Here is a 14,841-nt window from a genome sequence, read left to right on the forward strand (position 1 = left end):
TAATTTCAGAAAGTTTGCAGCACAAAGCAAGAGGAAATGAACAAAATGAACAGGCTGATTTCCTGATAAGCTAAAGGATGTGATAAAGATTGTTTTGCCTATATTTATTTTGGTAAACCCAAAGATAGCTGATGAGAGGAATATTTTTTTTGTATCTGTTTTTCACAGCGCTGGGAACTTGTGCGCAGTCCCCTGCAGGTAATGATTGGCTGATCGATCCGCAACCATACAAGGCGGGCGTCAGGACGCAAGAAGGAGAACTAACCCTGGACAACGGGCTGGTAAGGCGGACATTCAGACTACAGCCGGATGTTGCCTGTACCGGCTATGTGAACGTGTCAACCGGACAACAACTGTTAAGAGCGGTTAAACCTGAAGCCCGTATCAGGATTGACGGCAGGGAATATAATATCGGGGGTCTTTACGGGCAAAAAGAACAGGCCTACCTGAAAAGTGAATGGATAGATCACCTGAAACCAGGGCAGAATAATTTCCATATGGTGCGGTATTCGCAAGAGATGATTCATCCGGTTCAGGAATGGAAAAGTAAATTCTGGTCAGGCCGTTACCTGCAGCCTTCGGGACTTCGGATAGTCTTTTATTATCGGTCGGAGCTACATGAGCTAGAAGGACTGGAAGTTATGGTTGCTTATGAATTATATGACCATCTTCCACTTATAGTAAAATCGTTAGGTATCATGAACAGTTCAGGCAGAACTTTTAGAATAGACCGGGTGGTGAGTGAAATACTGGGTATGGTTGAAGAGCAGAGTGCAGTAGTTGGCAAACCTGAACAGATGGTTAAGCCCCTGGGTATTTATTTCGAAACTAATTATGCCTTCAATAATGCCATGCGCTATGACCTGAGCGACCAGACGACACACTGGAAGACGGACTCCGTTTATACTTCGCAGGTAAATTACAATTATGAGACTCCTTGCCTCCTTGAGGTTTATCCTGACAAGGGGCCGGGCGTAGGCCTTGCTCCGGGCGAAAAATTTGAATCTGTTCGGACGCACGAATTGCTGATGGACAGTTATGACAGGGAAAGAAGGGGGTTGGCGATCAGGAAGATGTACCGTACGATAGCGCCCTGGACCCTGGCCAATCCTATTTTTATGCACCTGGTCAGTAAAAATGATGACGAAGTTAAGGCGGCGGTTGACCAATGTGTTGCTACTGGCTATGAAGCACTGATCCTGAGTTTTGGCAGCCACTGTAATACCGAAGACACAAGTGCGGCCAATATCGCAAGATGGACACGGCTGGCGGACTATGCGCACAGTAAAAAGATATTTATCGGGAGCTATACATTATTCAGCTCGAGAAAGATCAGTCCTGAAGACGATGTCATTGATCCTGCTACGGGAAAGCCTGGGGGTGCTTTTTTTGGTAATGCCCCCTGTTTCGGAAGTAAGTGGGGATTGGGTTTCCGTGATAAGGTAAAGACGTTTTACCGTCTGACGGGTTTTGATATTTGGGAGAATGACGGACCCTACCCCGGAGATGTATGTGCTTCTGTCTCGCATCCCGGACATAGGGGGCTGGAAGATTCGCAGTGGCGTCAGATGGAGATCCAGAAGGAACTTTATCATTGGCTTAATAACATGGGGGTGTATATCAATGCGCCAGACTGGTATTTTCTTGACGGTACCCATAAGATCGCGCTGGGCTACCGGGAAGTGAATTTTTCGCTGCCCAGGGAAAATCAGAAAATACTTAACCGTCAGAATATCTTTGACGGTACCTGGGAAAAAACGCCTTCTATGGGCTGGGGATTTGTACCATTAACTGCTTATCACGGTGGCAGCGAGGAGGCGGTACTCGAACCTCTGAATGACCATATTTCTGATTATGAGAATCTTATGTTTCAGTATTATGGTGCTGGGGTGCAAGCTTGCTACCGCGGCCCCAGGTTATATGATACCGAGACAACCCGTAAAATGGTTTCCGGGGTAGTGACCTGGTACAAGAAGTACAGAGATATTCTGAATGCAGATATTATTCATTTGCGCAGGGCTGACGGTCGCGACTGGGACGGCATTATGCATGCCGACCCCACCTTAGGGACAAAGGGTATGGTGTTGTTATTCAATCCGTTAAAAGAGAAGATCAGACGAAAAGTAAATATCCCTTTATATTATACCGGCTTGACGGATGTTGCCAGGATAAGGGAAAAGGACGGAAAATCGAGCGTTTACCGGTTGGATCGCAGTTATAGTGTAGCATATGAGCTGATCCTTGAGCCGGAAACCTATACCTGGCTCGTAATAGAGTGAACTACTCCTGAGGTAAGAAAGCATTAAATTTTATACCTCATTAATCTTTTCATCGTTGATCAAGTCATAGGTGTGAATACCCTGACTGAAAGATGAAAACATTTCTGAATGTATGCGGCTTGTCAATGGTGCTGTTTTGTGCTGCACTGTTTTTCTCATCGTTTAATAGCAATTATGGTAACAACCATGCCGTACTGGCCTTTCCTTACAGGCACGCAGGGCTCACCGACAGGCAGGCGGCAGCGCACCTGCTGAGCCGGTTCACTTATGGTGCAGAGAAAGGTGAAGTAGATGAGGTCTTGAAAACTGGTCTGGAGAAGTGGTTTACGCAGCAGCTGAAGGGTGGCTTGGAAGACCGGCAGCTGGACACCCTGCTTGCGGGATATGAAGATATTAATCTGAGCAATGCTGAGGTCGAAGAGAGATTCCCGGGAAATGCTAAGGTGCTGCGGATGGCCATCAGGGACGGGGGCATCAGTAAAGATTCGGTGAACAAGGGAGATCAGAAAGCTTATCGCGCGCAGTTGCAGGAATACAGGAGAGAGAATGGTCTGAAGCCGCAGCAGGAACTTTACAGGCAGTTTATCAACCAGAAAATACTCCGGGCAGTGTATACCCGGAACCAGTTAAGAGAAATACTGACTGATTTTTGGTTTAACCACTTTAACGTTTCCCTGACCAAGAACCAGTGTGCTTCATTTGTTCCTGCGTTTGAGCGTGATGTAATCCGTCCGAATGTGACCGGAAAGTTTGGCGATTTACTGCTCGCTACGGCAAAATCGCCGGCGATGCTCACTTACCTTGATAATTTTACCAGCAGCGGCGGACAGGCGGGAATAAAACCGGATAAGCCGAAAAAATCGGGGTTGAATGAGAACTATGCCCGTGAAGTGATGGAGTTACATACCCTGGGTGTTGACGGGGGATATTCCCAGAATGACGTGACGCAGGCAGCGAGGGTACTGACAGGCTGGACTATCGCACCTGCGAGCAAGGAGTTTCTATTTACACCAAGGCGACATGATCAGGGCGAAAAAGTGGTACTTGGACACCAGTTTTCGGCCGGGGGCGGTTATGAAGAGGGGGTGGAGTTATTGGCGCTGCTGGCCCGGCATCCTGCTACAGCTATGTTCATCAGCCATAAGCTGGCTGTCAGATTTGTAAACGATGCCCCCTCACCTAAGCTGATAAATAAGATGGCCAGGACCTTTACGCAAAGCGGCGGTGATATTGCGCAGGTATTGATGACGATGGTATCTGAACCGGAATTCTGGGATAGGGCTGCCTTGCGTGAAAAGACCAAATCTCCTTTCGAACTGGTAATAAGTGCGGTAAGGAGCCTGGATGCAAAGATTACGCAGCCATACCAGCTATTTTCCTGGATCAATAAAATGGGGCAGAAGATCTATTATTATCAGGCTCCTACTGGTTTTCCTGACCGTGGCCAGTACTGGATCAATACCGGTTCCCTGCTGAGCAGGATGAATTTTGGCCTGGCACTGGCGACGCAGCGTATTCCAGGGGTACATATTGATCTGAAAGCCCTGAACAATAACCGGGAGCCAGAGAGTGCCGATTCGGCCCTGCTCATTTACAGCAGACTGATCATGCCTGAACGGAACCTTACCGAGACGATGAAGCGACTGAAGCCTATGCTCAGTAACCCTGGATTGGCAAATCGTTTACAGCAGGCGGCTGAAAAGAATGTGGTGGCCGGGCAGGATAAGGATAAGATGCAAAAGACAGAATTGCCGGTGGTGAACGAAAATATGCTGGCACAGGTGGTAGGTGTTATTATCGGGTCGCCGGAGTTTCAGCGGAAATAAACTGACTAAGTCAATAAAACCAGAATGTCATGACTTCAAGAAGAGGATTTATTAAGGCCGGGGGGCTCGCGTTGTTTGGTATCGGCCTGGGTGGTGTACCCGGTTTTTTAGCCGACGCCGTTGCAGGGACTAAAGCACCGGGATTGTTTAAGCGCAGAAAGATCATGGTGTGCATTTTCCAGCGTGGGGCAATGGATGGACTAATGGCGATAACACCATTTACAGACGAGTATCTCAAAGCCGCCAGGCCCGGGCTTTTCATGTCTGCAGCCAGGGGCAATGGGCAAGGTAAGCCGCTGATTGATCTGGACGGGCATTTCGGATTACATCCAGCTATGGCGGCTTTTGAACAAGCGTTCAGAACCAAACAGATGGCAATTGTGCATGGGATAGGTTCTCCCAATAATACCAGATCTCATTTCGATGCCCAGGATTTTATGGAATCAGGTACTCCATTTAAAAAGAGTACACAGAGCGGCTGGCTGAACCGGGCTGTCGGTCTGCTTGGACATGATGGAGCTACCCCGTTTCAGGGTGTCAGCCTTACTTCTTCGCTGCCCCGGTCATTTTATGGGGAAAATGCGGCGCTCGCCATCAGTAACCTGCAGGATTTCAACCTGCAGATGCGCGGCAATCCAAGGGCCGCCGGTATTGCGGCCAGGAGTTTTGAAGACCTTTACGACCAGACCTCATCGGGACTACTGAGGGAAACAGGCAAGGAAAGCTTCGATGCCATCAGGATGTTGCAAAAGACAGATCTGAAGGCATATAAACCTGTCAGTGGTGTGGTTTATCCGAATACCTCACTGGGAAACTCATTAAAGCAGATCGCACAGCTGATCAAAATGGATGTGGGACTCGAAATTGCCTTTGCTGAATCCGGGGGTTGGGATACGCACTTTAATCAGGGAAGGGATACAGGAATCTTTGCGCGTAACGTGAATGACCTCAGCGAAAGCATCATGGCATTCTGGAATGATATGGGTACCCTGCAGGATGACGTCACGGTAATGACCATGACTGAATTTGGCCGTACGGTGAAGCAAAACGGTACCGGTGGTACCGATCATGGCCGGGCTTCCTGTAATTTTATTCTTGGTAGCGGTGTAAAGGGTGGCCTGGTACATGGAAAGGTAGATGTGCTGGCTGTCGAAAACCTGGAAGACGGACGAGACCTTGCGGTGACAACGGATTTCCGGGCCGTGTTCAGCGAAGTAGCAGACAGACATCTGGGTATAGGTAACGATAAAGTGCTTTTCCCTGACTGGCAGGCCACTCGGATCGGCGTTATGGTATAGGGCTGGTATTCCCGGACTGAAATACGCTAAGGCAGTTTTGAGAAATCAATAACAGGCTTTCCTGAAGACTTACGTATAAAGGTGGTTCTGATGGGCGTAAAATCGTCGAAAAAGCCACAGTTTTTGAGATAAAACCCCTCGTCGGAGATTCCGCCTGCATAATCTTTCCGGTAATTTGAACGGGCAGTTTGGTCTGCAGTAAAGACGGCTTTGGTCACTTCGTGCCAATGTCCTTGCGAATCTATAGCCCATTGGTTCTGATAATTTGCCATACGTGACTGGTCGCCGGTTTCGGGATCAAAATTTTCAAGAAAGGAATGCAACCCTTTCAGATAGGTAGCCAGCAGCGGGCGTTCAAAGCTTGCGATCAGTATCCATTCACGCTTGCCAGCTTCAGCGGGCTTTCCTGCTTCCCTGAAATAAGCCGTGTAGGTAGTAGTGTTGTGTGCAAAATCTGGTTGTGCCCTGGTCAGGAAAGCATAAGTTCTGCCGGCTTTCCAGGGGTAGACCAGGTAGCTTTGTCCTCCGGAACCTTCATTGCCGAATTCTCCGGTTTTCGTGGCCTTACCCTTTCTTTTCAGCACGATCCTCTGATTTTCAGGAATGACCTTCGGGTCATCAGTGTGGAAGGGGCTCCATACCGAAAATAGTACCCTGCGTTCGGTAGCCGAATTCACCTGTATCCCAAAATAGCCTTCACCGAAACCGTTGGCCATGTAATAGGAGCCCTGTTTGTCTTCGCCGGGTGGTACAACGATTTCACTGTAAAACCATTCGGTTTTATTTTCCGGTTCAGGTATCGAATAGCCCAGATGCACGGAAGGTCCGCGATGTCCCCAGTAAAAGAAATTACCTTCGTTGTTTTTCACATAAGCCGGTTCATTGGCCACGGTGCTGCCCTTAACAATGAGATCGGAAATCTCGCCAAAGACTACGCCGGTACGGGATATGCCTTTAAAGTCCACCCGCACATAGCCAGGTTTTCTGATCTCGAAACTACCTATGGGTACGACTGCCGCACCCAGATTGCCAATTTCCCTGATCAGTGTAGTTTCACCAGCAGTCAGGCTGATCTTGCTTCTGCCTTCAGGTACGCTGACCCTGATAGATAGATCGGCATTGCCGGGTGTACTGACCTTAAAATATACGGAGATGACATCGCTCGCGGAAGACCAGTTGGTGATGCCTTCGGGTTTGATCCTGGCTTTTGCGTTCTTATTTACCCATCCGTTGCCGCCAAGGGGTACGGTAATGGTTGCTGGCTCGGCTGGGTGTCCGGAGGCAAAGCAAAGTGATATGCATAGCAGCTGCAGGCCCAGCAGAACCATGGTGGTGGTTCTGTTCATTCGGTTTCTTTGTGTTTGGTTGAATGAATATAGTGAAAAATTTTCTAATCGTGATCTTCTTGTGTCAAAAAGAGTTCGGAAGCAATATGGTCGGCAAACAGTTTACCCGCCGGAGTCAGCAGCAGGTGGCCGCCGGTATCGAGGAGCCAGCCTTTTTCCAGGAACTGGATGGCATAACGACGGGTATCTTTGAGGAATTGACTACCGAAATCGCTTTCAATCTTTTGCAGGCTCGTACCCCATATGGTGCGCAGCGAGGTCATGATGTATTCGTTGAAACGGTCGTAAAGATTGAGCGCTTCTATCTCTTCAGCGAGCTGTCCACCTGAGAGTTTGCCAAGGTAAAGGGCATTGTTGGCAACGTTGTGAAAGCGGTTGTACCCATCGAAGCCATGTGCTGAGGGCCCTATGCCAAGATAAGACACGCCGCGCCAGTAATTGGTGTTGTGCACGGCATAATGACCGGAAAGGGCATAATTGGAAATCTCATAATGTTCATAACCTGCCCCGCCGAGCTTTTCGATCAGGCTGCTGAACTGCGCAGCTGACTGCTCGTCGCTGGGCGGTACGTCTTTGCCGCGCCTGATGGCACTGGCCAGCGCGGTGCGGGGTTCTACGGTCATGGAGTAGGCGGAGATGTGCGGTACCTGGTAGCCCAGGGCCTGGCGGATGTTGTCCTGCCATTTCCGGTCGCTCAGCAATGGGTAACCATAAATAAGATCTATACTCAGGTTCTCGAAACCGGCGTCCTGTGCGCGTTTGATACAGGAGTCGGCCTCCCCCGAGTTATGCGCTCGGTTCATCCAGAGCAGGTCCTCGTCGAAAAAAGACTGGACACCGATGCTGAAGCGGTTAACAGGCAATTGCCGGAGCTCGCTGATCTTCCGGGTGTCCAGGTCGTCGGGGTTGGCCTCGATGGTGATCTCCGCATCTGAGGATATCTGATAATGCTTCGAGATTGTACTGAAGATCTGCTCAAAAGCAGCAACAGGAAGCACCGATGGCGTGCCGCCGCCGAAATAGATGCTTCCTGTTGCTCCGCCGATGCGTTCTTTTTTCAGCTCCAGTTCCCTGCAGATGGCAGCCACCATATCCGGCATGTATTTCAGTGAAGTGCTGAAATGGAAGTCGCAATACGTACAGGCTTTCTTGCAAAAGGGAATATGGATATAAATGCCGGCCACGGCGCAAAGATAGGATTTCCGGGCCAAATGGCACCGGTACTTACCTCCAGATCGATTTAGCGGAGAACACTTCCAGGTTTTTGACCTCGATGTTGTTGCCCCAGAAATGGAACCCTTCCGTATTGCCGGGGTCGGGTCTGCGCTCCATGGAGTAGGAGTAGGTACCGCCATCGATGAATACCTCGATAGAGGAACGGTCAATGAAGATGTCTGCGGTCAGTTCCATACTGGTCGGATCTTGTGGTGAATAGAACATGCCATTGAGCTGGTTGAAGTTCATGTCGTAACCGATCATCCGCTGCGCGAACAGGTTGAAGCCTGCATCTGTGGCATGGGACAACTTAATGGTAGTCTTAATGCGCAGCTTATCGGCTTTATAGAACTCCTTTAGCTTCTGGTTGGCTTCGCTGGAACTAAGATTGGTCCATTTTTGTACAGGACTGAATAACTGTTCTGCTTCCTTTACCGGTACGCTGAACAGACGGATGCCATCCTTAGTCTTACGCAGGGTCAGTTCGGTGGGCAGCAGCATCATATTGTTAAAGGGCATGCCTTGCTGCGGGATGCGACCCCAGCCAATCTGTATCCTGCGGCCATCAGCTTCGGGAATATTGTTGTAGGTCTGTGCGGCGTAAATGGAGCCGGAGGAGAAATAGTATTTTCCGCCTTCAGGTTTAAAGGCCTTGCCATCGAATGAGCCAATCATATAAGTGTTGGAGGCACCGTACATGACCCATTTCTTATTGTTCTGATCACCATCTACGGGTAGTTCGAACAAGTCTGGGCATTCCCAGAAGCCTGTGGTATGGCTTTCGAATTTCCAGTCTTTAAGGTTGTCGGAGATATAGATCGAATGGCCATCACGTTCGTTGAGCGCCATTACCCAGTGCTTGCCTGGCTTGTACCAAAACACACGCGGGTCGCGGGTATCCTTGCTGTTCCATTTTTCCTTAGAGTCGATGACCGGTTTGCCGTCGTTGTATTTGGTCCAGGTGCGTCCCTTGTCGAGGCTATAGGCGATGCATTGTACCTGACGGTCGGGATTATCTGCTGTGTAGGCGGCCACCATTGCGGGTTTGCCAGGTTTGCCGAAGCCGGAGGTATTGTCGTAATCGATCACTGCTGATCCGGAGAACATGGTGCCGATCTTGTCCGGATGCAGGGCAACCGGCAGTTCTTCCCAATGTATCAGGTCCTTGCTGACTGCGTGGCCCCAGGACATGTTTTCCCAGTCGCGCTCAAAGGGGTTGTGCTGGTAAAACAGGTGGTATTCGCCTTCATAGAAAACGAGTCCGTTGGGGTCGTTGATCCAGCCACGGCGTGTGGAGAAGTGATATTGCGGGCGTTTTTGTTCATGGTACAGCGAATCCTGTCCATTGATCTTATCGTCCTGATAAACCTTGCCGAGTCCTGCGGCATCGCCTTCATAGCTGATCTTAATGGTTTTACCTTTATAGGCACTCAGATCGGAAAATACCCAGTATTCGGGTTCGGCACTGAGGCGGATGACGAAGCGTTGCGCTTCTTTGCCTCCGATAGTATAGGTCATTGCCTTGCGTTCCTGCTTGTGCGATACCGGCAAGTTGAGGTAGCGTTTGGTGACTTTGATGGTGATGTCGGCTGCTGCGGCCGGCTGCATAATGGTAAGTAGTGTAACGGTTAACAGCATGGCTGTCAGCAAGTATTTGTTCATTGGGTGCATATGGTTCTATAGTTGTTTTAGGGTTTAAATAGCTGGTTTCTGAAATTCAGGTAATCACTGATGTCGTAGTGCGGGCAACCGCCTTTTTGTGTGGCGATAAAGCTTCCCATGGCGACGGCATTCAGCAGCGTTTCCTGCGGGTCAAGCCCTTTGGCATGGCTGTCCAGAAAGGCGGCAAGAAAGGAATCACCGCTCCCGATGGTGTCACTTACCTTAACCTCATGGCTCCAGGCATGATAGGCTTTGCCAGCTTTGTAATAAGCTGCACCGAATTCGCCCTTGGTTACGATGATTTCCGGAATGCCGAAGCGTTCACTGATAAAGGCCACTTTACCGGCTTCTCTGGTATAGGTGCCCCGGAACATGGTCTGTACGACGTCGAGTTCTACTTCGTTGAATTTGACGATGTCGGCTTTGAGAAAAAGGCTTTCCAGGAGGCCGCGGTTCATGAAGGGTGGCCTGAGGTTGATGTCAAATACTTTGGTGGCGCCGGTGTTCAGCAATTGCAGTAATGCGTTGCGTGTAATGTCGTTGCGGGAGGCAAGACTGCCGTAGACGAAGTAATCTGCATTGCCGGCAGCAGTCTTAGCTGCTTCGGTGGCCGAGATGAAATCCCAGGCAACCGGGAACACAATCTCATAAGTGACTTCGTTACCGTTGTTCATCCGGGTAAGGACCTCGCTGGTATCATGCGCCGGGTCTTTTTGCAGTAATGAAATGGGGATGTTCCAGTCGTTCATGAGCTGTTCGAGCTTAACGCCGTTGTTGTCGGTGCCTACCCTGCTGATGAGGCTGGCGGGGACACCAAGTTTATTCAGGTGATAGGCTACATTTAGCGGTGCTCCGCCAGGCTGGGCACCGGTAGGCAGTACGTCCCAAAGGATTTCCCCGAAGCATATAATCCGGTCATGTTGTGCTGTTTTTTCCATGTTTCTTGATCTGTCCTGCTTTGAACTATTCCTGAACTTAATGTAAAACTATGGTTTTTTCGACTTGTTCCAGCGACTTGCCTTTGGTCTCGGGCATGAAGCGCCACACGAAGATGAGCTGTAAGACCATCATGGTGCCGAAGAAGGAAAAGGTAACGGCTCCGCCCAGACTTTCCGCGAAATAAGGAAAACTGAAAGCGATGATCGCTGCCATGATCCAATGTGTTGAGCTGCCGAGTGTCTGCCCCTTGGCGCGCACCTGGTTGGGAAAGATCTCTGAGATGAATACCCAGATGACGGCACCCTGTGAGAAAGCGAAAAATGCGATAAATACCATCATGTAGATGGGAATGGCCAGACCGCTGAACTTGCCGGAAGCAAAGGTGAACGCTACGAGGAAGAGCGCGGCAATGAGTCCGAAGGAGCCGATGAGCATAAGTACTCTGCGGCCTACTTTGTCGATAAAGTTCAGGGCCAGCAAGGTAAAGACAAAGTTGATGAGACCGATGCCAACGGTAGAAAGCAGGGAGGAATGTGCGCCTAGCCCGGCCATTTCGAAAATGCGTGGCGCATAATATATAATGGCGTTGATGCCGGAGACCTGATTGAAGAAGGCGAACAATACGGCGAATACGACTGGGCTGGTGTACTGACCGGAGAAAAGGCTTTCTTTGCTTTTATTGCCTTCGCCAAGACTGGTGCTGCTGATGGCCTCCAGTTCTTGTTCGGCATTCAGCGGGTTAATGATCTTGAGAATGCCGAGGGCCTTTTCCTTCATGCCTTTCTTCAGGACGAGCCAGCGCGGGCTTTCGGGTACAAAACCGATCAGTATGAGAAAAGCAAGCGATGGAACAGCTTGTACGCCCAGCATCCAGCGCCAGGAGGATTCGCCATTCTGGCTGATCAGGTAATTGGAGAGATAGGAGATGAGGATACCCAGAACGACGTTGAACTGGAACAGTCCGACCAGTCTGCCGCGGCGTTCAGCGGGTGATATTTCTGAGATGTAAATGGGTGCAGTAACTGAGGAGGCACCTACGCCCAGACCACCCAGGAAGCGGAAGACCAGGAAGAAGCTCCAGTTGTGCGCCAAAGCAGTACCTAACGAGGAGAGCAGGTAGGCGATGGCGACGAAGTATAACGTTTTCTTACGTCCAAAGCGGTCGGATGGGGCAGAACCCAGCAGGGAGCCGATCACGGTACCAATGAGTGCGATGGAAATGGTGAGCCCGTGCTCGAATACGCTGAGGTTCCAGTATTGCTGTATGGATTTCTCGGCACCGGAGATTACAGCGGTGTCGAAGCCGAACAGAAAGCCGCCAAGTGCGACCAAGATTGCCCATACAAGAACAGAATTTTTCATATACAAATATTTATAAATGGTTGGCCTGCAAGATCAGTGCGGATGGCCTGCCGGAAGTATAAATTGGTTTCAAATGCTTTTAATTTTGTTACCTTTAATGCTCCCTGACCAGTATTTCTCCCTTTTATGAGGCCCTTTCATCTTGTCTGTTACTTTTTTTTGCTGTGCCTGGCGGCTGGTTTCTCCGGGTGTGGAGGGCAGGGCCCGAATGCGGAGCGGAAGACTTACCGGATAGGCTTTTCTCAATGTGTAGGATCCGACCTCTGGCGCCGTACGATGCTGCAGGAAATGCAGATGCAGCTTTCACTGCATCCCGGTAATGAACTGGTCTATGCCGATGCAAACAACAGCAGTGCCCTGCAGGTGAAGCAGGTTTGCGCGATGCTGGAAGGTGGTATTGACCTGCTGATCATTTCACCCAATGAGGCACAGCCTTTGACAGGTATAGTGGAGCGGGCTTACCAACAGGGTGTACCCGTAATTGTAATTGACCGTAAGACGGCTTCATCGCTTTATACAGCCTATGTAGGCGCAGAGAATTACCAGGTGGGCCGCATGGCAGGAGAATACCTGGCAGCGCAGCTTGCCGGAAAAGGAAACGTACTGGAGATCATGGGGCTGCCGGCATCTTCGCCGGCCATTGAAAGGGCGAGGGGCATGGACGATGTGTTCCGTGAATATCCGGGGCTGAGGGTGACAGCCAGGCTTTATGGCAACTGGCTACCTGAAGATACCCGCAGGATTCTGTTCACCAATCGTGAAAAGCTGCGGGATGTCAGGGCCATATTTGCCCACAATGACCAGATGGCCGCAAGTGCCCGTCAGGTACTGCGTGAGCTGGGACTTGATAACGGAGTGAAGGTCATCGGCGTAGATGCCCTTCCCGGTGTGGGAGGAGGTCTTGATATGATCAGCAGCAAGGTGCTGGATGCAAGTGTACTTTATCCTACCGGTGGCAAGGAGGCCATCGGCATTGCCATAAATATACTGGGCAGGAAGCGCTTCCGGAAAGAGAACATTCTGCAGACAATGGTTATCGACAGTAGTACTGTGCAGCCAATGAAGCTGCAATGGGCGCGCATCAGCAGCCAGCAAAAGGACATCGAGCGGCAGCGGGCCATGCTGGCAGATCAGTTCCGGATCTATGAGCACCAGCGGCTGGTGCTGAACGTTATCGTCGTTACCCTTGTGCTGGCAGTCGTTTTTGGTGGTCTGGCGTTTTTTGCGCTGCTGGAAAACCGCAAGATCAACAAAAGCCTGGCGCAGAAAAACGAGGAGATCCTTATCCAGCGTAACCAGCTGATTGATATGTCGGAAAAGGCCGCGGCCGCTACAGAAGCCAAGCTGAATTTCTTCACGAATATTTCTCACGAATTCCGCACGCCGCTTACACTGATCCTTTCTCCGCTGGAAGACCTGCTGAAGCTTGCTGGACAAGGCGGCCAGAAACCGAAGGCACTGGAACTGATCCGCAAGAATGTATATCGTCTGCTGCGGCTGGTAAATGAGCTGATGGATTACCGGAAGATTGAGCAGAAGCTATTCAGGCTGCATGTGACGCCTAATGACCTTTTAAGATTTCTGGAAGGGGTGGTGGAAAGCTTCGGGCACCACGCCGAGAAAAGGAATATCGACCTGCGGTTGTTTGGTGTCAGCGGCCTTCCTGCCGTCTGGTTTGATGTAAATATGCTGGATAAAGTGTTCTTTAACTTACTGAGCAATGCGCTGAAATTTACTCCGGACGGGGGCTACGTACACCTGAATTTGTCGCTTGCTCCGGATGAAGTACTGATTCGTGTGAAGGATAGCGGGGTGGGGATGACGGAGCAGGAACTGTCGCGGATATTTGAGCGTTTTTACCAGTCGGATGCGCAGTTTGGAAGGGGATCTGGACTAGGGCTTTCGCTTTCCAAAGAGTTAATGGAACTGCATCATGGCAGTATCGTAGCCGAGAGCAGTAAGGTTGAAGGTACTACATTTATACTGAGATTGCCTTTGGGAGAGTCCCATTTTCAAGAGGAGGAAAAAGTGGCGCTGGTGCAGCATAGCGAAAAGCCCTATGATGAGTTGAAGGTTTATACTGCCGGGATGGAACAGGATTCGAAGGTGGAGACGGTATCCTTGCCTGTGTATTTTAATGTACATTCGGTATTGATTGTAGAAGACAATGCCGAATTGCTGGATTACCTTTCCGATAAACTGAAAGCAGAATATGAGGTATTCTGCGCTGCTTCGGGTGATGAAGGGCTGGTGCTGGCTTATGAACAGGTGCCTGATCTGATCATTTCCGATGTGCTGATGCCTGGAATCTCGGGCCGTGAGCTGGCTCATCGGCTGAAGTCGGACCTGCGGACTTCTCACATCCCGGTAATTCTGCTGACGGCACAGGGCAGTATGGAACAGCAGATAAGTGGTTTGCAGAGCCATGCGGACCTTTACCTGACAAAGCCCTTTCATCTTGAACATCTGAAGGCAAATATGCAGAGCTTATTGCATAACCGCGCGATGCTCAGGGAGCGATATGCGGGGCACGGTGCGGTCTCCTCCTCCGCGGTGCTGAAGAAGACGGGGTTCAGTGTGCTGGACAAGAAATTCCTGAATGATCTTTCGGACCTGGTGGAATTAAATCTTGATGACGAAGACCTCAGTGTGGATGATATTGCACGGAGTATCGGGGTATCGAGGGTTCAGCTTTACCGTAAGATAAAGGCACTGCTCAACTGCAGTGTGAGTGATTATATCCTGGAGCGCCGTATGCAGCGTGCGAAATACCTGCTGGACACAGGGGAATATTCGGTTTCTGAGGTCAGCTACCAGGTTGGGGTTTCATCGCCTGCCTATTTTTCTACAATCTTCAAAGGGTATTTTGGCGTGACGCCTTCAGCGTACAGGAGAAATCAGACATGATAACAGT

At 50.1% G+C, this 14,841-nt stretch carries 9 protein-coding genes; 4 read left to right on the forward strand and 5 right to left on the reverse strand.

Going from position 1 to position 14,841, the window contains the following annotated elements; genetic code table 11:
- Positions 1-131 precede the first annotated feature (131 nt).
- The 3 genes from P2W84_RS07765 (at position 132) to P2W84_RS07775 (ending at position 5,403) form a co-directional block, all read left to right on the forward strand.
- Complete coding sequence (locus P2W84_RS07765) at positions 132-2,279, forward strand: alpha-galactosidase (RefSeq protein ID WP_276089556.1); 2,148 nt, start codon at positions 132-134, stop codon at positions 2,277-2,279.
- A gap of 92 nt (positions 2,280-2,371) precedes the next feature.
- Entirely contained in the window at positions 2,372-4,105 is a 1,734-nt protein-coding gene (locus P2W84_RS07770) for a DUF1800 domain-containing protein (protein WP_276089557.1), read from the forward strand.
- Between the two features lie 29 nt (positions 4,106-4,134).
- Positions 4,135-5,403, forward strand: coding sequence for a DUF1501 domain-containing protein (locus tag P2W84_RS07775; RefSeq protein WP_276089558.1), 1,269 nt, complete (start codon positions 4,135-4,137; stop codon positions 5,401-5,403).
- A 26-nt stretch (positions 5,404-5,429) separates the two neighbouring features.
- Here P2W84_RS07775 and P2W84_RS07780 read toward each other — a convergent pair whose 3' ends face one another.
- The 5 genes from P2W84_RS07780 to P2W84_RS07800 are packed head-to-tail and all read right to left on the reverse strand — an operon-like array spanning position 5,430 to position 11,933.
- On the reverse strand, positions 5,430-6,749 hold the full coding sequence (locus tag P2W84_RS07780) for a DUF3472 domain-containing protein (RefSeq protein WP_276089559.1): 1,320 nt from the start codon (positions 6,747-6,749) through the stop codon (positions 5,430-5,432).
- Positions 6,750-6,793: 44 nt separating this feature from the next.
- On the reverse strand, positions 6,794-7,933 hold the full coding sequence (hemW, locus tag P2W84_RS07785; protein ID WP_276090073.1) for a radical SAM family heme chaperone HemW: 1,140 nt from the start codon (positions 7,931-7,933) through the stop codon (positions 6,794-6,796).
- 40 nt (positions 7,934-7,973) lie between these two features.
- The gene (locus tag P2W84_RS07790) at positions 7,974-9,626 is read right to left on the reverse strand and encodes a glycoside hydrolase family 32 protein (protein WP_276089560.1); all 1,653 of its coding nucleotides are present in this window, start codon (positions 9,624-9,626) and stop codon (positions 7,974-7,976) included.
- 26 nt (positions 9,627-9,652) lie between these two features.
- Complete coding sequence (locus P2W84_RS07795; RefSeq protein WP_276089561.1) at positions 9,653-10,564, reverse strand: carbohydrate kinase; 912 nt, start codon at positions 10,562-10,564, stop codon at positions 9,653-9,655.
- Between the two features lie 37 nt (positions 10,565-10,601).
- A complete protein-coding gene (locus P2W84_RS07800; RefSeq protein WP_276089562.1) occupies positions 10,602-11,933 on the reverse strand; it encodes a sugar porter family MFS transporter in 1,332 nt (443 codons plus the stop codon).
- 120 nt (positions 11,934-12,053) lie between these two features.
- Here P2W84_RS07800 and P2W84_RS07805 point away from each other — a divergent pair, with 120 nt between their 5' ends.
- On the forward strand, positions 12,054-14,834 hold the full coding sequence (locus P2W84_RS07805) for a substrate-binding domain-containing protein (RefSeq protein ID WP_276089563.1): 2,781 nt from the start codon (positions 12,054-12,056) through the stop codon (positions 14,832-14,834).
- Positions 14,835-14,841 lie beyond the last annotated feature (7 nt).

Origin of the sequence: Pedobacter sp. JY14-1, from assembly GCF_029269825.1 — a bacterium.
Classification (GTDB): domain Bacteria; phylum Bacteroidota; class Bacteroidia; order Sphingobacteriales; family Sphingobacteriaceae; genus Pedobacter.

Bases quoted from the DNA above. Each gene is read 5' to 3' on its own strand.
- P2W84_RS07765 (WP_276089556.1), top strand. From the start codon at position 132: ATGAGAGGAATATTTTTTTTGTATCTGTTTTTCACAGCGCTGGGAACT.
- P2W84_RS07770 (WP_276089557.1), top strand. From the start codon at position 2,372: ATGAAAACATTTCTGAATGTATGCGGCTTGTCAATGGTGCTGTTTTGT.
- P2W84_RS07775 (WP_276089558.1), top strand. From the start codon at position 4,135: ATGACTTCAAGAAGAGGATTTATTAAGGCCGGGGGGCTCGCGTTGTTT.
- P2W84_RS07780 (WP_276089559.1), bottom strand. From the start codon at position 6,749: ATGAACAGAACCACCACCATGGTTCTGCTGGGCCTGCAGCTGCTATGC.
- P2W84_RS07790 (WP_276089560.1), bottom strand. From the start codon at position 9,626: ATGAACAAATACTTGCTGACAGCCATGCTGTTAACCGTTACACTACTT.
- P2W84_RS07795 (WP_276089561.1), bottom strand. From the start codon at position 10,564: ATGGAAAAAACAGCACAACATGACCGGATTATATGCTTCGGGGAAATC.
- P2W84_RS07805 (WP_276089563.1), top strand. From the start codon at position 12,054: ATGAGGCCCTTTCATCTTGTCTGTTACTTTTTTTTGCTGTGCCTGGCG.